The organism is Micromonospora sp. LZ34, assembly GCF_052981855.1.
The window spans coordinates 13036-31593 of record NZ_JBRIQN010000048.1; the positions used below are offsets into that span (position 1 = coordinate 13036).

General features: G+C 72.1%; 16 protein-coding genes. 3 read left to right on the forward strand and 13 right to left on the reverse strand.

From position 1 onward, the window contains the following. The first annotated feature begins 28 nt into the window (after positions 1-28). Both nhaA and ACVCAH_RS31375 read left to right on the forward strand, forming a co-directional pair. Entirely contained in the window at positions 29-1972 is a 1944-nt protein-coding gene (gene nhaA, locus ACVCAH_RS31370; protein ID WP_447139856.1) for a Na+/H+ antiporter NhaA, read from the forward strand. Between the two features lie 74 nt (positions 1973-2046). After that, positions 2047-2721: an alpha/beta fold hydrolase gene (locus ACVCAH_RS31375; RefSeq protein ID WP_447139857.1), complete on the forward strand. Its 675-nt coding sequence runs from the start codon at positions 2047-2049 to the stop codon at positions 2719-2721. Positions 2722-2758: 37 nt separating this feature from the next. Here ACVCAH_RS31375 and ACVCAH_RS31380 read toward each other — a convergent pair whose 3' ends face one another. From ACVCAH_RS31380 to ACVCAH_RS31400, 5 genes are all read right to left on the reverse strand, one after another. Beyond that, complete coding sequence (locus ACVCAH_RS31380) at positions 2759-3466, reverse strand: TVP38/TMEM64 family protein (protein ID WP_447139858.1); 708 nt, start codon at positions 3464-3466, stop codon at positions 2759-2761. Next, positions 3463-4026 (reverse strand): hypothetical protein, encoded by a 564-nt coding sequence (locus tag ACVCAH_RS31385; protein WP_447139859.1) that lies wholly within the window; start codon positions 4024-4026, stop codon positions 3463-3465. The genes ACVCAH_RS31380 and ACVCAH_RS31385 overlap by 4 nt, the downstream gene beginning before the upstream one ends. Continuing rightward, positions 4023-5453 carry a PQQ-dependent sugar dehydrogenase gene (locus ACVCAH_RS31390; RefSeq protein ID WP_447139860.1) on the reverse strand — a complete coding sequence of 477 codons (1431 nt, stop codon included), beginning with the start codon at positions 5451-5453 and terminating at the stop codon, positions 4023-4025. Before ACVCAH_RS31390 ends, ACVCAH_RS31385 begins: the two co-directional genes overlap by 4 nt. Before the next feature lie 714 nt (positions 5454-6167). Further along, complete coding sequence (locus ACVCAH_RS31395) at positions 6168-6653, reverse strand: hypothetical protein (protein ID WP_447139861.1); 486 nt, start codon at positions 6651-6653, stop codon at positions 6168-6170. Between the two features lie 99 nt (positions 6654-6752). Next, positions 6753-7997 carry a MalY/PatB family protein gene (locus ACVCAH_RS31400; protein ID WP_447139862.1) on the reverse strand — a complete coding sequence of 415 codons (1245 nt, stop codon included), beginning with the start codon at positions 7995-7997 and terminating at the stop codon, positions 6753-6755. A gap of 120 nt (positions 7998-8117) precedes the next feature. On the opposite strand from ACVCAH_RS31400, the gene ACVCAH_RS31405 reads away from it, so the two are divergent. Beyond that, positions 8118-8303 (forward strand): ribonuclease, encoded by a 186-nt coding sequence (locus tag ACVCAH_RS31405; protein WP_447139863.1) that lies wholly within the window; start codon positions 8118-8120, stop codon positions 8301-8303. A 78-nt stretch (positions 8304-8381) separates the two neighbouring features. Here the strand turns inward: ACVCAH_RS31405 and ACVCAH_RS31410 are convergent, their stop codons facing one another. The 8 genes from ACVCAH_RS31410 to ACVCAH_RS31445 form a co-directional block, all read right to left on the reverse strand. Further along, entirely contained in the window at positions 8382-9455 is a 1074-nt protein-coding gene (locus tag ACVCAH_RS31410; RefSeq protein WP_447139864.1) for a hypothetical protein, read from the reverse strand. 158 nt (positions 9456-9613) lie between these two features. Then, the gene (locus ACVCAH_RS31415) at positions 9614-10546 is read right to left on the reverse strand and encodes a golvesin C-terminal-like domain-containing protein (RefSeq protein WP_447139865.1); all 933 of its coding nucleotides are present in this window, start codon (positions 10544-10546) and stop codon (positions 9614-9616) included. A gap of 20 nt (positions 10547-10566) precedes the next feature. Further along, positions 10567-11961: an N-acetylmuramoyl-L-alanine amidase gene (locus tag ACVCAH_RS31420; protein ID WP_447139866.1), complete on the reverse strand. Its 1395-nt coding sequence runs from the start codon at positions 11959-11961 to the stop codon at positions 10567-10569. 202 nt (positions 11962-12163) lie between these two features. Continuing rightward, on the reverse strand, positions 12164-13480 hold the full coding sequence (locus ACVCAH_RS31425) for a family 43 glycosylhydrolase (protein ID WP_447139867.1): 1317 nt from the start codon (positions 13478-13480) through the stop codon (positions 12164-12166). Positions 13481-13542: 62 nt separating this feature from the next. Beyond that, the gene (locus ACVCAH_RS31430; RefSeq protein ID WP_447139868.1) at positions 13543-15351 is read right to left on the reverse strand and encodes an amylo-alpha-1,6-glucosidase; all 1809 of its coding nucleotides are present in this window, start codon (positions 15349-15351) and stop codon (positions 13543-13545) included. Next, positions 15348-16673, reverse strand: coding sequence for an MGH1-like glycoside hydrolase domain-containing protein (locus tag ACVCAH_RS31435; RefSeq protein ID WP_447139869.1), 1326 nt, complete (start codon positions 16671-16673; stop codon positions 15348-15350). The genes ACVCAH_RS31430 and ACVCAH_RS31435 overlap by 4 nt, the downstream gene beginning before the upstream one ends. Further along, complete coding sequence (locus ACVCAH_RS31440; RefSeq protein WP_447139870.1) at positions 16670-17488, reverse strand: sugar phosphate isomerase/epimerase family protein; 819 nt, start codon at positions 17486-17488, stop codon at positions 16670-16672. The genes ACVCAH_RS31435 and ACVCAH_RS31440 overlap by 4 nt, the downstream gene beginning before the upstream one ends. Beyond that, on the reverse strand, positions 17485-18498 hold the full coding sequence (locus ACVCAH_RS31445) for a zinc-dependent alcohol dehydrogenase (RefSeq protein WP_447139871.1): 1014 nt from the start codon (positions 18496-18498) through the stop codon (positions 17485-17487). The genes ACVCAH_RS31440 and ACVCAH_RS31445 overlap by 4 nt, the downstream gene beginning before the upstream one ends. Positions 18499-18558: the final 60 nt, after the last annotated feature.

Sequence of the window (18558 nt, forward strand, 5' to 3'; positions counted from 1 at the left end):
TGGCGAGCCGGTGGGGGAGGATCTCTACGTGACGGGGGACACTCCGCGTGGAGGGTGGTCCGGCCGGACCACCTGGGTCGGCCGGTTCAACAACCCGCTGCGCACGTTCCTGCGCACCGAGACCGGCAGTGCACGGGTGGTCCTGGGCGCCGCGGTGGCGGCGCTCATCTGGGCCAATTTTGCCGCGTCGTCGTACGAGTCGCTGTGGGACGTCCCGTTCTCGGTCCAGCTCGGCGACTGGCGGGTGTCGCACGATCTGCGCACCTGGGTCAACAGCGGTCTGATGACGTTCTTCTTCCTGGTGATCGGGTTGGAGATGCGCCGCGACTTCGACATCGGCGAGCTGCGGGAGCGGCGTCGGCTGACGTTGCCGCTGCTGGCCGGGATCGGCGGCATGCTCGTGCCGGTCGCGATCTATCTGGCATTCAACACGGGGCGAACCACCGCTGTGGGCTGGGGCGTGGTGATGGCGACGGACACCGCGCTCGCGCTGGGTATGCTCGCCGTCCTCGGGCCGCGCTTCTCGGACCGGTTGCGGGGCTTCCTGCTGACGGTCTCGGTCGTCGACGACCTGATCGTGATCGCGGTGTTGGCGATCGCCTACCCGGAACATCCGGCGCCGGCGGCGTTGCTCGTCGCGGCGGGGATCTTCGGCGTCGTCCTGCTCGTCCGGGCGATCGGCGTGCGGTGGGGGCCGGTGTACGCGCTGCTGGGCGTGGCGGCCTGGGTTGCGGTCTCGGAATCCGGTGTCGACCCGGTCGTGGTGGGCCTGGTGATGGGGCTGCTCACCTACGCCTACGCCCCCGGGCGTGCCCAACTGCAGCAGGCGGCCGACCGGTTCCGGTTGTTCCGGGAGCAGCCGACCCCGGAGCTGGCCTGGTCGGCCCGGGCCGGGCTCGCCTCGGCGCTGTCGCCGAATGACCGGTTGCAGCACCTCTACCATCCGTGGGCGAGCTACCTGGTCGTGCCGCTCTTCGCGCTGGCGAACGTCGGGATCGTGATCGACGGCGAGCTCGTGGCCCGCGCGGTCACCTCCCCGGTCACGCTGGGTGTCGTCGCGGCGTACGTCGTCGGCAAGCCGGCCGGGGTCGTCGTCACCTCGTACCTGGTGGCCCGGCTCAGCCGCAACCGGTTCCGACCGCCCGTCGGCTGGGGCGCCGTCATCGGGGTGGGCACGGTCTCCGGTATCGGGTTCACCATCGCGCTCCTGATCGCCACGCATGCACTGAGCGGCCCCGCGCTGGAGGAGGCGAAGCTCGGCATCCTCGTGGCGACGATCGGTTCGTCCGTCGTCACCTGGCTGGTGTTCCGCCTCGCCGCCCACCTCCCCCCGGCGCGGCGTGCGCGCGCCCTGCTGGGCGCCACCGAGGGGATCGTCGACCTGGTGCTCCCGGTCGACCCGGAACGCGACCACATGCGCGGACCACGCAGAGCGCCCGTGACGGTCGTGGAGTACGGCGACTTCGAGTGCCCCTACTGCGGGCAGGCCGAGCCGGTGGTCCGGGAACTGCTGGCCGACTTCGCCAACATCCGGTACGTCTGGCGGCACCTGCCGCTGACCGACGTCCACCCGCACGCCCAACTCGCCGCCGAGGCCGCCGAGGCGGCGGGGGAGCAGGGCGCGTTCTGGGAGATGCACGACCTGCTCCTGGTGCACCAGGACGCGCTCAATCCCACCGATATCCTCCGCTACGCCGAGCAGCTCGGCCTGGACCTCGACCGGTTCCGGGAGCACCTCGCCGGGCGCAGAGGCGCCGACCGGATCGCCGAGGACGTCGACTCCGCCGACCTCAGCAGCGTCTCCGGAACCCCGACCTTCTTCATCAACGGCCGCCGCCACCACGGCGCGTACGACATCGAGGCGCTCTCCGCGGCGGTCAAGGCGGCATTCGCCAGCGCGAAACTTCGCCCCGAGTACCACCGGAAACCGGGCCACCGCCAAGAGGGCGGTCAAAACAGGCGGCGCGAGTGAGATCGTGGCGGCAGGAGCGGTGGTACTCGGTCGAAGACCGACCTGTGCGGGCCGTGGTGGCCGGAGCGGGGCGCGTGGGCGTTCCGGCCGTGGTCATCGTTCCGGGCCTGGGCGCTGTGCGTTACCTGTCTGAGGCCGTCGAAGCCACCGGCGCCTGGACGCAGTGCGTGCTGCTGGACGTGCCGGGTTTCGGCTACCGCGGGCCGAACACCTGCGAGCCGACTGTGCAGGCCGTGGCCGCTACGGTGGCGGCGTGGTTCGTCGATCACCGTCCGGGGCCGGTGGTGCTGGCCGGCCACTCGACCGGGGGACAAGCCGTGTTGCGCGTCGCTGCTGAGCTACCCGGCCAGATCCGCGGCCTGGTCCTCGCGGGTCCCACCTTCGCACCGCAAGCTCGGCGAGTGGCCGGCCTGGTGCGCGCCTGGGCACGCACCTCGCGCCACGAGCCGGGCTCTGCGCTGTGGGCCACCCTGCCCGACTACCGGCGAGGTGGACTTCGGAGCCTTCTCCGTTACCTGCGGAGCGGCCTGGCGGACCGTCCCGAGAACCTGGTCGGCAGCGTCGGTTGCCCGATGCTGCTGGCCAGGGGCGAGCACGACCACCTCGCCGCCGCCGACTGGGTCGACCGGCTGGCCGCGACAGCGCCGCGAGGGCAGGCGGTCACCGTCCCGGGGGGAGCGCACGCCTTTCCCTACTCCCATCCCAGGCGCTTCGTCCAGTTGCTGGCCCACGCTGCACAGTTCGAGTGAGATCACGCCGACCCGACGAGGCACCTAGGTTGCCCGATCAGCAGTTCGTCGGCTGCTCGGCTCGCGTCTCACCACGGGCCCGGATGTCCCCGTTGCCTGACGCACGACGGGAGACTCTTCCGAGGTGCCGGAGTGCCAAGCCGGTGAGGGCCGTCAGGCCGAACAGGACGAGATAGCCGACCGTGCTGTCCGTCGTCTGCCCGGCGGCGCCGGCAGCCGCGTAGAGCACCGCGGGAGGCAGGGTTCCTGCCGCCCCCGCCAGCGCGACGCGGTGCCATGCCATCCCGGACGTGCCGGCGAGGAGGGCGACGGTTTCGGCGAGTACCGGCACCGGCCGGGAGAGCAGCACGGCGAGCAGCCCGTAACGGCGGAGCAGTTCGTCGGCGCGAGCCCGCTGCGCCGGTGTGGTGATGCGCGCGAGCCGGCGGCGGCTGCGCCGGCCGATGCCGAAGGCCGCCAGCGTGGCCCCGAGCCCGCCGACGAGGGACAGCGCGGCGCCGGCGACGACACCGAACAGGACCCCGTGGGCCACCATCACCAGGCTGGACGGCACGGGCAGCGCGACATCGACGAGGAGCAGCCCGACCCCCGTTGCGGCGGCCGCCGGCCCTGCCGTCCCGGGCAGCGGGGACGGATCGGTCAGCAGGGGCACGTCCAGCGCCTCCACGACGGCGAAAACGCCCAGCAGCGTGGCTGGCACGCCGGCCAGGACGAGGGGATATCCCCATCGGCGCAGCGTCCTCATACGTCCCGCTGGTACAGGATCGATGTCGCCGCCATTTCCAGGTAGCACTCGCGGATCAACAGCTGGTGGCGGGTCTTCTCGGCCACGATCGGCATGGCGATGTCGACCGCGGCCGGCCGGCCGAGGGCGAGGCCGAGCTGCTCGGCGACGGCGAACCCGCTGATCGCGTCGAGGTTGCTCAGCAGCAGCATGCGCATCTGCCGCCATGCGCCACCGCCCGCGCCCGCCAGCCTGCCCTGCGCCTCGCCGACCAGTTCCCGCGCGGCGCCCAGCAGCGTGGAGATCAGCGAGACCGCGCTGCCCATCCGCCCGGTGGCCGTCGGCTCGTGGCCGAAGGCGCGGTGCAGGTCCGCGACCGCCTCCTCGTGCTTCCTCGCCGGCACGGCGATCTCGCGCAGCCAGCTGCGGACGTGCGGTTCACCGACCTTGCCGGCGGTGTCCTCCAGGGTCTTGCGGTACGCGGACTGCAGCGTCCGCGTCGTGGTGAGCCATGGTGTGACGCGGTCCAGGTGCGCGCTGACGGTGGCGTTGTCGAGGTCCAGCAGCAGCGGGCGGGTCACGAGCGGCCTCCGTCCCGTACGACGCGCCACAGCACACCGGTGTGGCCGTAGGACATCTGGGTCTTCTCCAACACCCTCGAGACGCCGAAATCGAGCACGTACAGGCTTCCGTCGGGGGCGAACTTGGCGTCCACCGGGCGCTCCAGACCGCCGGTGCCCAGCGCCGACGCCGGTCCGGGTCGCGAGTTGCGCATGAACGGCTCGGCCGTGCCATCGGCCGGATTCACCGCCAGCACTCGGAATCCGTGCTCGAGGTCGCGCGGGTCTGGCGAGTTCATCGGCGCCAGCGTGCCCCACTCGCCGGCGAAAAGACGGCCGCGGTAGCCGAAGGCGGCACTGCGGGAGACGTCCATTCCGGCCATCGCGGAGTGTGGTTGCTCGAGGAACGCCGCCGGACCCGCCCACGGCGGCGGGTTCTCGATCAGCGGCTCGGCCGCCCGTCCGCGACGGGGCAGATGTGAGTCGTGCCAGGCGGGCAGCCCGTCGCCGCAGATGTCGGGGAAGCCGTACCAGGCGGGCCGGTCGACGGACCCGTGCGGCGTACGGGCGGCGTCGATGCGCCAGATGCGGTCCGGGTCGCCGCGGATCGCCCGGTCCCCGCTCTCCTCGAAGTCGTTGTCGGAGACGTACAGGTCGCCGTCCTCACCGAAGGCCATGCCGTAGGGGTTGCGGAGACCCCAGGCCACGAGTTCCATCTCGCTCCCGTCGGGCTGCGCGCGCCACAGCCCGGAGCTGCACTTGAGCTCGCCCCGCACCACTTCTCCCCGCCGCGCCGGGGTGCCGAACGGCTTGAACGGCCCGGTCTCCACCAGGTACGGGTACGGCCCGGTGGGATCGTAGGTCTGGACGTTGTTGCCGGTCAGCACGACATCCTCGCCAGGAACGTCATGCACGCCGATGTGTCGCGCCACGTCGACCTGGAACCCCTGCGGCAGCATCACCCCTTGCTGCGACACCGAACCCTGCGCGAAATACATCAGGCCGTCGGGCCCGAACACCGGCCCGCCGGGCTCGTGCCAGCCGCCGTTGGGCAGCCCGTCGACGAGGACCGTGCTCCGGCCCGTCGCCAGGTCGATGCGGTCGATGCGGGCGTGGCGACCACCCTTGCACGACACCAGCAGTGCGCCGTCGTGCACCGCCACATGCCGCGGCCCGCCCAGCGCCTCCTCCGTGACGACGTCGAGGCGGCCGTCGGGGTCCAGCCGCAGGATCCGGGCCGGCAGGTACGGCCGCGTCGGCCAGGTGCTACCGCCTTCCAGGACGAACAGGGTGCCGTCGTCGGCAAAGCCCATTCCGCACGGCATCGACAGGCCGACGAGCACCACCTCCACGCGATAGCCGTCCGGCACGAGGATGTCGGCCGGGTCGACCTGCGCGCGTGCGGGGGTCGGGAGCTGGTTCAGAGCTTCGGGCTCCGCCACTGTCACGGACAACGGCGATAGTGAGGTCATTCCATTTTCCTCATGATCCGGTCTGGGTCAGCGTGCCCGGGCGCGGCTGCTGCCGCCCTTGCCGCGATCTTCCAAGGCCCGGACAGGTCAGCTCGGGACGAGTTTGCCCGCTCGCGTCCGCGTCCGCAGGCGGTCCTGGCAGAGCGCCCGAACGGGTGACCCAGCTGCGGGCGGCATGATCACTGACCGGACGCGGCGGTCGACCGCTGTGGCTGCCGGCCATCGAGGCCGCGCCCGCATCCCTCGGTGCGCAGCGCGCTCCGCAGGTGGCAACCAACGTCTCGATCGGGTGGCGTTGCACCAGGAGCCGCGGCACGGCGGGGGAGATCCTGCGTACCGTCGTGCGGGCCGACCCGCGCGAGCGCGTGCTTCAGCCGGGCGCTGCACCGTTACCGCGCCGACAGTGCCGCGACGCCTGTCGGAGAGGGAAAGGACCGAACATGAGAGCCGCGATGAGGAGCAGGAAGCATCCCGCAGCCGACACCCCGATCGCCGCCCGCCCGCTGCTGGTTGCGCTGCTGACCGTCGCGTTGGCGGCCCTGGTGTTCCGGCGCCGCAGCCGTCGGGCTGTCCTCCGTGCGTGGGATCCCGCAGGAGAAGGCGAGCGATCCCGGACGGGCGAAGTAGAGGAGTGGGTGGATCTCTCGTCAGGACCGGTTACGGCGACCGGAGCGGCGAAGGGGTGCCGCGCTAGCGGGGCTGGCGCGACCAGCGGGGCGAATTGAGGGTGCTCAGCACCGCGGCGAATTCCTCGGGTGGGAGGACGATGCGGTTTCTGTGGCGGGCCCGGGAGCCTTGGCGCCAGATCGGTGTCTCGAAGTCCCGCTCGGGATCCCGAGCGGAGACCCAGACCTGCCAGGCATCGTAGCCGGCGGCCTGGCCGGCCCAGGCGCGGTTCACCTGCGACCAGGGGATAACGCGAGTACGGAGCACCATGCGGATCTTGATGCCATGGTCGCTGGTGAAGACACCGACCAGCACTATCCGCCACAGCACGACCTCCCACATCAGCACGAAGAGGCCGACGGCGGGCGCCGCGGCCCACGGTAGCTCGCCCGCGGCGAGGCCGCCGCAGAGCGGCAAGAGGCCAACCACGGACATTCCGCAGGCGACGACATAGCGCAGGGTATGGAGATCGTCCTGGTCGGCCTGGTAGGCCCGGTCCCATGTCGGCATGAGCCGCAGCGTACGGATCGACGGCAAGCGGTCGGGCGAGGTGCTGGCTCACGCGCGTCGATCGCTGTCGTGGCGGCACCGCCACCTCGAACCGGAGCCTCAACTCGGCGAGGGGTGCGCGGCGACTGCCCGGCCCATGCGGGTGACGGCGTCGGTGAGGATCGCGGGTGAGGTGGCGAAATTCAGTCGTACGAAGCCTGTGCCGCCGGTGCCGAAGACGTGCCCCGAGCTGAGCGCGACCCGCGCCCGGTCGAGGAACACCTTCGCGGGCCCGGCGATGGCGCTGGCCACGCCGGGTTCGCCGGCGGGCGGCCCGCCGTCGATGCCCAGCCCGGTGCAGTCCAGCCAGGCGAGATAGGTGCCCTCCGGGCGGTGGTACCGGACGGACGGCAGGTGCTTGGCCAGCAGTGTCTCCAGCAGCGTGCGGTTGGCGTCGAGGCCGTCGAGGAGGAGGTCGAGCCACTGCCCGCCGGCGCGGAGCGCGGCGGTGTGCGCGATGACGCCGAGGTGGCTGGGTCCGTGGCCGACCTCCTCCGGCATGCGGGCCAGGTCGGCGGCGGCCCGGGGTCCGGCCACCGCGAGTGCCGCCTTGAGGCCGGCGAGGTTCCACGCCTTCGAGGCGGAGGTGAGGGCGAACGCGTTCTCGGCGCCGGCGACGGTGAGGTACGGGGTGAAGTGCGCCCCGGGGAGCACCAGGGGAGCGTGGATCTCGTCGGAGATCACCCGTACGCCGTGCCGGTCGGCCAGCTCGGCGACGGCCTCCAGCTCGTCGCGGCGGTGGACGACCCCGGTCGGATTGTGCGGGTTGCAGATCAGGAACGCCGGCCCGCGGCCGTACTCCCGCGCGCGGCGGAAGGCCTCGTCGAGAGCGGCGAGGTCCATGCGCAGGTCGGGCCCGAGCGGGGCCTCGATCACCCGCCGGTCGGCGTGGCTGACGAACGCGTAGAAGGGTGGGTACACGGGGGAGCAGACCACCACCGCGTCCGCGGGGTCGGTGACGAGCCGGAGCACCTCGACGATGCCCATCATCACGTCCGGTACGACCGTGGTGTGGTCGACGCGGAAGTCGTCCCAGCCCCAGCGCCGGGCGGCGAAGTCGCCGAGCGCCTCGGCGTACGCCGTCCCGTGCGCGTAGCCGGTGTCGCCGAGGTCGATCGCGCGGTGGAGCGCGCCGGCCACGGCGGGCGCGAGGGGTACGTCCATCTCCGCCACCCAGAGGGGAAGCACGTCGGGCGGGTGCATTTGCCACTTCACGCTGGTGCGCTGCCGGAGTTCGTCCAGCGTCAGCCGGGTGAGCGGATTCTGCGCCGCAAGGCCGTCGGCGGAGGGGGCGGGGCTTGCCATGCCGCCCACCCTAGGCCGTCCGTCGACGTCACCGCCGCGCCGACCTCGAGCGCGTCAGCGTCGTGGGTCGGTGCAGCCGCGACCGTTTTGCTGGTGCGGCTGCCGGGTAGTTGGGGGATCGTGACCACACCTGAGCAGAGCCGGCAGCAGGAGGACGCCCTCGAGAGCGGCGAGGTGTACCAGGACGCCGAGGGGCGCCGGACGACCGACCCGCGCATCGGGGCTGCGCACGCGGACAGCGAAGCCGACCGCAACGCCGAGCACCTGCGGCGGGGCGAGGTCGGTCCCGGCGTCCCGGAGGAGTAGTCGCCGGCCCGAATGCGGGCGACCGGCCCGGTCGCGGGCGTCCTCGACGACGACGCCGTCGAGCGCTCCTACCGCCGGTCAGTCGACGGTCGGCGGTGCCGTCCTGGCCGCCTCCGTGAGCGCCGCTGCCGCACCGGCGTACGGGTTGTACGTGTAGGTGCGGGCCAGGCCACCGGGGATCGTGAAGTACTCGGCGGACAGTTTCGCCGGGTCGCTGGCCATCTCTCCACGGGCGGGTACGTCGTTGCTGTCGTCCCAGCCCCAGGGCGCGTTGGCCGAGTTGCTCGAGCAGCTCCAGGTGCCGGAACCGCAGTCGCCGGAGGTGTCGCCGGCGAACGTGCCGAGGTTCGCGAACAGGTTCGGGTTGGACCGCTGCGCCCAGAGGCCGTTGGCGGCGAAGATGTCGACCAACTGGTACCGCACGTCGCGGTCGTTGCCGTTGCTCGGCGTCTCGGCGATGGTCGACGGGTAGTAGATCAGTCCGTCGCCGTTGATCGCGTACTGCGGGTAGGCCTTCAGGCCGTGGCCCTGCGCCTCCTGGGCGGTCACCGGGTGCTGGAACGTGTCGTGTGGTGACGGCTGGAACTGCAGAGCGCCGTCGACGCTCTCGCGGCCGCCCGTCCAGGTGCTGCCGGCCGGTGTGTACGAGTAGAAGTCGCTGTGCGCGACGGTGACGGCCGCGCGCAGGACGCCGTACGTCGAGCCGTCGCGCTCGACCGCGAACAGCACGCCTTCGCCGTCGTTCTCGTGCTCGGTCTCGAAGAACGGGTGGTCCGTCCAGTCCCGGGGGTGGAAGAACAGGTACGTGATGTACCAGTGCGTGCTGGTCTCGACGACGGAGTAGTACACGTGCGCGGCCATCGAGGTGCCGGCCTGGCCGGCCCGATCCCAGTTGTTGCGTCCGTTCAGGTCACCATCGAAGTCCACCTTGGCGAGGTAGTCGGACTGGCCGCCCAGGGCGTGGCTGCCGGTGGCATCGACATCCTGGTGATGGATCGGTGCCCAGCGAAGCGCGAGTTCCGCCCGGCTGACGGCCGCGCTCGCGGGCGGCGGCGCCGCCAGTTGCGCCGCCGCCAGCGTCGCCGCGGCGCCTGCGGCCGTCAGCGCCCGCGCCATCCTGGATCGCCGGGTCCTGCTGCTGCTGTCGAGCATGATGTGCTCCTGCGTCCGGAGGTAATCGACCGATATGAATAATCGTGGTCCTGGGCGCCCGGCGGGTGTCCGCCGGGCGAAGGGCAGATAGATCCATCTCGACAGCCGGGCACCGCGGCCGACCCGGAGAGGGCGACCGTGGGTGCAGGTTGTCCGGGTCAGTAGGAGCAGCCCGTGGTGGGCAGGCTGGCGGCCGCCGGGGGTGTGAGGCCGTCGTAGACGGCCAGCAGGAAGTTCTGTGGGCACCGGCGGGTGCTGCCGGTCCGGATGCCGAAGTGCAGGTGCGGGCCGGTGGAGTTGCCGGTGTTGCCGGTCAACCCGAGCTGCTGACCCGGCGAGACGGTCGCGCCTTCGGCCACGGACCAGGCGGAGAAGTGGCAGTACGTGTAGATCGCGCCGTCCGTGCCGGTCATGTTGATGCCGATGCCGCAGCTGCTGTCGTTGATCCGGGTGACCGTTCCAGCGCGCACCGCGTACGCCGGGGTGCCGGTCGGCACGGGCAGGTCGATCGCCGGATAGTCGTGGTGCGGGTCGTCGTACTCGCTGCGCGGCAGGGCGCCGCGCGGCAGGGGCAGGGAGAAGCCCGACCCGCCGGAGGCCGTGGTGACGCGGACCGCGTCGGCGATGACGTACCCGGTGCCGCTGGTCCAGCGGCTGACCCCGACGGCGTTGTAGTCGCCGGCGGCGAGGGAGAAGGTGCCCAGGCTCACCCACCGGCCACCGTTGGTGCGCTGGTTGACGTAGACGGTCTGGTTGCCGCTGGTGGTGGCGATGACGAACGGGGTCCGGTCGTTGTAGCCGGGGTCGGCGGGGTACCACACCTCCACCAGGTAGCTGCCGGCACTCGGCACGTTGACCTTGTGCCAGGCCGCGTCGCTGGCCGAGGTGTCCGGGGTGGCGAACCGGTAGTCGGCGCCGTAGCGCTGGGTCGACCAGGTGGACGTGCCCCAGTTGCCGCTGGCGGTGAACCGGCCCGCGGTGCTGTTGTCGACCGTCACCGTGGCCGCGGCCGCCGGGGCGGACGGGATCAGGATCGTCGCGACGACGGCGGCTGCCGCGACGAGGGCGAATCGGCGCACGCTACGCCTCATGTTCGAGTCCTTCCAGGGGGTCAGCAGCGGGGCACGTTGGGGATGAAGCCGTCGTGGCCGGTCAGCAGGTAGGCGTCTGAGACGTACCGGTTGGTGCCGATCCGGTTCCAGATGTTGGTCGTGCCGTAGGGGCCGGTCACCGTGGTGCCGGTGGCCTGGCAGTAGATGCTGACGGTCGCGCCGTCGGCGACGGAGCCCACGATCGCGTAGCCGGTGCCGGGCCCGGACCGGACGTTCAGGTTCGTCCCCTCGGTGTTCACCGTGCCGGAGCCGATACCCGTCACGCCGCTCACCAGCTGCATGTAGTAGGTCCAGTTCCAGTTCGGACCCGGGTCGGTGTGGGTGGCCCCGGGCACCTCGTTGTGACCGATGATGTGCGCCCGGTCCCTCGGGATGCCGTACTTGGCGGCAAGGCTGCGGGTCAGGGCCGCCGACGCCCGGTACATCGCGTCGGTGAACCAGGCCGGGTTGTCGACGTAACCCTCGTGCTCGATGCCGATGGACTGGGTGTTGTAGGTCCAGTTGCCGGCGTGCCAGGCGATGTCCTTCTCGCGCACCGACTGGGTGACCGCCCCGTCGGACGAACGGAACGTGTAGTGCGCGCTGACCTTGGCGGCCGGGTTCTGGAACCAGCTGATCGAACCGGCGTAGCTGCCCTGCGTGATGTGGATGACGACGTACCTGACCGGGTGGCTGCCGGGCCGGCTGGCCACGGTGTAGTTGCTGGTGCTCGCCGGCGCCCACGCGGCCGGCCCGTAGTCGGTGCTGAGAACCCCGACCTCGTTCGGCCGCGGAGTCAGCACGCCCCGCTGCGGCGCGACCGGACGGCCGGAGACCGTCAGCACCTCCTGCTGCCCGGTGGTGAAGCCGGTGCCGAGCAGGTCGTAGACGGCGTCCGCGTAGAGCCGGGCGACCGACGGCGTGGTCGCTCCGCCGTAGCGGGCGACCGACCCGTACCACTCGTCGACGTCCCGGCGTTCGGCGGGAGTGAGGCCGGCCTGGTCGGCATAGGAGCGCAGGACTGCGGCGGCGCCGGTGATGTTCGCGGTGGAGTCGGCACGCAGCGCGGCGGGGCTGAGCCCGGTCAGCCTGGCCGCCTCGTCCACGGTGTGCAGCGCGGGGTTGCTGACCAGGTGCATGACGCCGTGACCGCCCGACGCGCTCGGCGCACCGCCATGGCCGTCCAGCCGGGTCTCGGCGTGGCCGAGGGCGACGAGCAGATCGCGGGGTACGTCGTAGCGTGCTGCGGCGTTGTCGAAGGCGGTGGCCAGCCGACCGGAGGCCGGTGAACCCCGGTCCGGCGCGGCGGACACCGGTGACGCCGCCAGGGCCGATCCGGTGGACACGATCAGGGTTGCCGCCAATGCGGCGTTGAGCAGTGGACGCGTACGCCGCAAGGCGTGTCGAGCAGTCACCTTCACCCCTCGGGACATTCGCCAACACCGATATGGGTCAGCGGGTGGCGGTAACGTACACCGCGATGTACGTCGATGTAAATGCCTTCCAGCTCGCTGAAGTATCGCGGCGGAAACTTTCACCAAGTGGGCACGGCGGCCCGCGGGGCGGTGTCGGGCAGGTTGGCGATTCCGCTTTCCCCGAGCGGGAGCGGGACGTCGCTCAGGCGATCTCGACGAAGTCGATCTCGGCCCAGCGGCTGAGGTGGGTCAGGCGAAGGGTGTTGAAGCCGGCGTTCAAGGTGACGTCGGCCCGCACCTGTCGCCAGTTCTCCCACCCGGAGTTGGGGTAGGTGACCACCTGGGGCGCGCCGCCGTTGACGGTCAGCGTGTGCTGGGCGTCGCCGTAGCCGGCGGCGTACGCGATGTGCGCGCTGTAACCGCCGGCGCGTGGTGCGAAGACGGTGACGTCGACCCAGCTGTCGGCGTGGTCGAGGTAGGCCACCACCTGTCCCTGGGACGCGGTCGACGCATTCCGTGCCGAACAGTGGTTGAGCACTCCGCGTTCCGCCTCGTACCGCACCCGGCTGCCTCGCACGACGGGATACTCGCCGGCCCAGCCGAGCGCGGCCACGTACATCCCTCGGGCGGTGTAGTTGTTGATCCAGCCGTGGAAGACGAGGTGGTCGCCGCCGGCCTCGCGGATCACGTCGGCGCCGCCGGGGCCGCGGACCGCGCCGTCGGTCGTGGCGGTGGTCAGCAGCGAGCGGTAGGCCTTGGCGTACGGCCCGGTGAGCGAGGTGGCGGTCGCGTAGCTGGTCTGGTAGCCGTCGCCGCCGTATCCACCGAGCGAGTAGAACAGTACGTAGCGGGATCCGACCTTGGTGAGTACCGGCGCCTCGACGATGCCGGCCTCCTCCGGCCGGTCGTTGCGCAGCAACTCCACCCGGCCGCCCTGCAGTGTCACGCCGTCGGCGGCGACCCGCTGCAGCCAGAGGCTGGTGGGTTGGCCGATGGCGTTGCCGTCGTCCTTGTAGAGCAGGTAGCGCAACCCCGTGCTGTCGACGAAGCTGGACGCGTCGATGTCGCCGCCCTCGCCGCCGTTGCAGACCAGCGGGCCGGTGCCGACCGCGCTGAAGGGACCCAGCGGCGAGCCGGAGACCGCCGCGCCGAGGCATTGCCGGCCGACGGCCCGGCTCCGGGCGGTGTAGTAGAGCAGGTACCTGCCGTCGGCGAGTGGGGAGACATCGGGAGCCCAGGTGAGCCCGCCGCTGGCCCAGGCGCCGAGGGTGGGCAGGGCGTCCGCCCGCCGCGTCCACGGCCCGGTCAACGAGGTCGCCGTGGCAACCGGCACGTTGCCGTGACCGTTGTTGGTCGAGTAGGCGTAGTACGTGCCGCCCACCTTGATCACGTCAGGATCGGGGAAGTCGCTCGCGATGACGAGTGCCGCGGGCGCGGTCGCGGCGGAGGCGGCCACCGCGGTGAGGACGACAGGGCTGGCCACGAGCGCGGCGACCAGGCAGGCGAGGACTCGGCGCATGACGAAGTCTAACCACAGACATCGATGTCTGCGTCAGGGATGAACGTCGGGGCGCGTCGGGGTCAGCCCAGCGCGGTCAGCAGGAGCAGCGGCGACGCGGCGGCCCAGGCCTGCGGCGAGCAGGAGTGCGGGTACGGCACGGGCCCGTCCGGCCCGGTGCGGGGCAGCCCGGTGAGGACCTCCGGCAGCCGGTCGTCGGAGTGGGCGGCCGCGGCGAGCAGGCCGTCGGCGATCCGCGCCGCGTCGTCCCGCCGGCCGGCGGCGGACAGGCCGGCCACGGCGAACGCGGTGTCGTGCGGCCAGACTCCGCCGCGGTGATAGGACAGCGGGTGGTACGGCGCCTGGCCCTCGGCGAGGGTGCGCACCCCCCAGCCGGAGAAGAAGTCGTCCTCGGCCAGCCGCCGGGCGACCGCCGTGGCCCAGTCGTCGGCGAGGATGCCCGACCACAGCACGTGTCCGGCGTTGGAGGCGAGCGCGTCGACGGCTCGGCCGGAGCCGTCCAGGGCCAGTGCCACGAATCCGTCGGGCAGCCGGAAGTCGGCCGCGAACCGCGCCCGCAGCGTGTGGGCGCGGGCGGTCAGCTCCGCCGCCCAGCCGGCGTCGCCCCACACCCGCTCGGCGAGCCGGGCGGTGCCGAGCAACCCGCGGTAGGCGTACCCCTGCGCCTCCGACACGGCGATCGGTCCGGCGGCCGGGGTGCCGTCCCGGAAGGCGATCGAGTCGGCCGAGTCCTTCCAGCACTGGTGCACCAGACCCGGTCCGTCCGTGCGGTAGGTCAGGTAGCCGCGCGCGTCGAGCTGCCCGCACACCCAGCCGGCGGCGGCCCGGGCCGGGCCCTCCAGGTCCTTGCTGAGGGCGTCGTCGCCGGTCAGCTCGTGGTGGGCCGCCAGCAGTGCCAGGAACAACGGGGTCGCGTCGACGGTGCCGTAGTAGCGGCCGTACGGCACGTCGCCGAGTGTCGCCAGCTCGCCGAAGCGCAGTTCGTGCACCACCTTGCCGGGTTCCTCCACCCGGGCCGGGTCGGTGCGGCTGCCGAGGCAGGCGCCGAGCGCCCGCAGCGTGCCGGCGGCGAGCTCCGGCCGGTACGGCAGGGCGAACAGCGAGGAGATGAGGCTGTCGCGGCCGAAGACGGTGAGGAACCAGGGTGCGCCGGCGGCGGGTACGTAGGCGCCGGCCGGCAGCCCGGGCACCGTGACGCGGAGGGCGTCGAGGTCCGCGAGGCCGCGTCGGACGGCGCGGGCCAGGTCGTCGCGGGCCACGTGCGGCATCGGCGGGGGCGCGTCCATGGGCGGCGCGGGCCGCCCGGCGTCCACGGTGAGCGTGACGGACGTCGAGCCGTGGGGCGCCAGCGTCAGCGTCCACTGCGCGCCGTCGGCGCTCAGCCGGGCCAGCGGCGTCGCGGCCACCGTGGTGCTGCGCCGGAAGCCGCGCCGCTCGTAGCCGAGGATCAGGCGGTCGCCGTCGACCGTTGCGCTCCGCACCGCGTCGGACTTGTCGAAGACCCGGTCGGAGCGCAGCTCGAACTGGTCGGCGAAGTCGGCGGCGAGGCGGTATCCCAGGCGTACGGTCTGCGGCTCGTCGACGTACGACTGCAGTGTCAGGGTCTCGACCAGCCGGCCTGCGGTCACCTCGCGGCGCCGGTGCAGGGCGAACGGCGGGTTGGATCCGCGCGGAGTGTCCGGGATGGCCACCGCCATGGTGCCGGTGGAGCGCAGGGTCCGCAGTGGCTGGCCCTGCGCCCGCAGCGCCAGTACCGACAGGTGCCGGCAGTCGTCGACGAACAGCCCGTCGAGCCGGTCTGCTCCGAGATCGGCGCCGGGCGCCGCCGCCAGCACGCAGGTGGACCCGGCAACCGTGACCGAGGGGCTCATGCGGCGCGGATCAGGTCGAGGGCCAGCGCGGCTGTCCAGCTGAATCCGTCGCTGCCGTGTCCGGTGCCGGTCAGTGGGTCGAGATACTCGCGGAACCCGGTCTTGCGCACCCGGTGCAGGAGCCGCTCCCGCAGGTCGTCGGCGAGGGCCGTCTCGCCGTGCAGGCGCAGCCCGTGCCAGAACAGCCAGCTCGTGTTGACCCAGCCCGGTCCCCGCCAGTACTGGCCGGGTGCGTGGTCGGGTGCGGTCAGGTCGTAGGACGGCAACGGGCACGCCTCGCGGAGCCGGAAGCGGCTGCCCAGCGCGGTGTCGACGAGTTCCCGGGCCACCGGCAGTCCCGGCACGATCATCGGCATCAGGCCCGTGATCGACCAGGAGCGGACGAGTTCGCCGGTGTGCACGTCGCGCGGGAAGAACATGCCGGCGGCCGGGTCGTAAAGCCGGGACACCAGGGCGGAGGTGAGACGCTCGGCCGTGGCGCGGTGCGGTGCCGGGTCGCGCCCGATCGCCGCGGCGATGTCGGCGAGTGCGTGTTCGCCGGCGATCAGCAGCGCGTTGTACAGCGGGTCCTCGATCGCGAAGGCGTGCACCGACGGCGAGTCGGCATACCCGGCGTCACGGTAGTCGCTCGCCAGCCTGATGTAGCGGCCGTAGTCGAGGTCGGTCGGCCGTTCGGCCGCCGGCGCGTGTGCCAGGTCGCGCCGGGTGAACGAACCGGGCGGCACCGGCTCGATCCGCGACAGCGGGCCGTCCCATGCCGGGCTGTTGTCCATCCCGGACTCCCACGGGTGCACGATCGAGGCGAGGCCGGCGCCGCCCAGGTCGCGTCGGGTGAGCAGGTAGTGGTGCCAGCGGGCGAGTCGCGGGTACATCCGCGGCAGGAAGCCGCGGATGTGCGCGACCGCCGGGTCGGCGCGGTACGTGGCCCAAGTCGCGAGGGCGTGCGCGGGCGGCTGCACGATCCCGGAGGTGGGCACGCCCGCCGCGTTCGCCGATCCCGAGCGCCAGAAGCCCGGTCCGGGGAAGTAGGCGTCCCGCGGGACGTCGGGATCGAAGACGATGTGCGGTACCCGGCCGTCGCGCCACTGGGCGCCGAACAGCGACTCGAGTTCCTGTTGCGCGCGGGTGGGGGACAGGTGGCGCAGCCCGATCGCGATGAACGCCGAGTCCCAGCTCCACTGGTGCGGATAGAGCTTGGTGGCCGGCACGGTGGCGCGCAGCCGCCAGTTCGTCACCAAGACCCGTCGGGCGGCCCGGTCGAGGCCACGGTGGTCGGACGCCGCGTGACGGGTGCCCGCCTCGATGGTGGGTGCGATGGTCATACGGCGACGCCCACCGCGTTGCGGCGCAGGAAACCGGGGATGCCGGCGACGGCTGCGACCGGCTCGCCGCGCAGCCGGCACTCGACGGCGAGGTGACCGTCGTAGCCGATCGCGTCCAGGGTGCCCAGCAGCGCCGCCCAGTCCAGGTGACCGGCGCCGGGCTGGAAGCGGTTGGAGTCACTGACCTGTACGTGCCCGAGGTGGGGGGCGGCCATGACCAGGGCGGAGGTGGGCTCGTCCTCCTCGATGTTCATGTGGTACGTGTCGGCGAGCACCTTGACCGAGGGGAGCCCGACCGCGGTGATCAGCTCGACCGCCTGCTCGAGCCGGTTGACCATGTGGTCCTCGTAGCGGTTGAGCGGTTCGAGGGCGAGCACCACTCCCTCGCGGGCGGCGTGCTCACCCAGCTCGGTGAGACCCTCGACGAGGATCGCGCGGTCGTCCTGCTCGCTACGGGGCGGCTCAAACGGGGGCAGGCGGCGGGAGAACATGCCGTACGAGGCCGGCGTGCACGCGACCGCGCCCGGCCCACCGATCTCCGCGATGACCGACAGCTGGGACTTCAGCTGCGCGATCGCGTCGCGGCGCAGGTCCGCGTCGAAGGCGCCGAAGAAGTGCAGCATCTCCACGCAAACCGATGGCATCGGCACCCCGTCGCGGGCGGCGCCGCGCAGCTCGGGCAGCCGGTCGCGGAAGGCGAAGTCACCCCGGCCCCGCACCTCGATCGCGTCGTAGCCGGCCCGCTGGGCGAACTCCCACTTGTGCTGGAGCGTCGCGCCGGGCAACAGCTGCTCCTGGCAGGAAATCTTGATCATGAGAACTTCAACACCACCTGGAGTGCCTCTTCGGGCCGGCGGTCGAGCATGTCGAAGGCTTCCGCCGCCTCTTCCACCGGGATGACATGGGTGACCAGCCCGACCGGGTCGACCTGGCGGTCGAGGGCGAGCCGGAGGAACGTGTGGTTGAGTCGGGCCTGGTTCCACCGGCCCGCCAGGTGCGGTGGCACGCCGCCGATCTGGGAGGACACGAGTCGCACCCGGTTGTGGTGAAACTCGTCGCCGAGCCGCAGGCCGACCCCGTCGCCCTGGTAGAAGCCGGCGGAGACGACCCGGCCGTCGACGGTGACGGAGCGGATCGCGTCGTGCAACGCGTGGTAGGAGCCGCTGATCTCGATCGCGACGTCGGCACCGCGGCCCTCGGTGAGCCGGCGCAGCTGCTGCGCGACTGCTTCGGTGGCGGCGTTGACGGTGGCCGCGGCTCCGTACTCGCGCGCCTTGTCCAACCGCGACGGCACGGTGTCGACGGCGACCGCGGTGGCGCCGCTCAGCTGGACCAGCCGGGTGGTGAGCAGGCCGAGCACGCCCTGACCGAAGACGGCGACCACCTCGCCGAGGTGGATGTCGGCGGCGAGCACGGCGTTGAGCGCGACCGCGCCGACCCGGGCGAAGGTCGCCGCGACCGGGTCGAGGCCGTCGGGCAGGACGCAGCCGCGCAACCGGTCGACCGGCAGCACGGCCTCGCCGCGATGCCCCCAGATGCCCCAGACCTGCTGGCCAACTCGCGGGATCGCCGGATCGTCGGCGGCGGCGAGGTCGGGTGCGACCTCGACGACCTCGCCGACCTCGGAGTAGCCGAGTCCGGCAACCGGGTACGTCAGGCCGCTGGTTCCCTCGACGAACAGCCGGAGGTCGGGGTCCCAGGTCCTGTTCAGGTAGGGATTGGTGCCGCGGTAGGCCGTCAGTTCGGTGCCGGCGGAGATGCCGGAGAAGCTGGTGCGAACCCTGACCTGGCCTGGCTTGAGTTCCGTGCTGGGCTGTTCGATCACCTCGACGCGGCGCGGCGAAGTGAACTGGACTATTTGCGACACTCTGGCCTTTCACCCCAA

What these genes read in the sequence shown, in the direction of transcription:
- ACVCAH_RS31380 (WP_447139858.1), bottom strand. Translation starts at nt 3,466, where the DNA reads ATGAGGACGCTGCGCCGATGGGGATATCCCCTCGTCCTGGCCGGCGTG.
- ACVCAH_RS31395 (WP_447139861.1), bottom strand. Translation starts at nt 6,653, where the DNA reads ATGCCGACATGGGACCGGGCCTACCAGGCCGACCAGGACGATCTCCAT.
- ACVCAH_RS31400 (WP_447139862.1), bottom strand. Translation starts at nt 7,997, where the DNA reads ATGGCAAGCCCCGCCCCCTCCGCCGACGGCCTTGCGGCGCAGAATCCG.
- ACVCAH_RS31410 (WP_447139864.1), bottom strand. Translation starts at nt 9,455, where the DNA reads ATGCTCGACAGCAGCAGCAGGACCCGGCGATCCAGGATGGCGCGGGCG.
- ACVCAH_RS31415 (WP_447139865.1), bottom strand. Translation starts at nt 10,546, where the DNA reads ATGAGGCGTAGCGTGCGCCGATTCGCCCTCGTCGCGGCAGCCGCCGTC.
- ACVCAH_RS31425 (WP_447139867.1), bottom strand. Translation starts at nt 13,480, where the DNA reads ATGCGCCGAGTCCTCGCCTGCCTGGTCGCCGCGCTCGTGGCCAGCCCT.
- ACVCAH_RS31430 (WP_447139868.1), bottom strand. Translation starts at nt 15,351, where the DNA reads ATGAGCCCCTCGGTCACGGTTGCCGGGTCCACCTGCGTGCTGGCGGCG.
- ACVCAH_RS31435 (WP_447139869.1), bottom strand. Translation starts at nt 16,673, where the DNA reads ATGACCATCGCACCCACCATCGAGGCGGGCACCCGTCACGCGGCGTCC.
- ACVCAH_RS31440 (WP_447139870.1), bottom strand. Translation starts at nt 17,488, where the DNA reads ATGATCAAGATTTCCTGCCAGGAGCAGCTGTTGCCCGGCGCGACGCTC.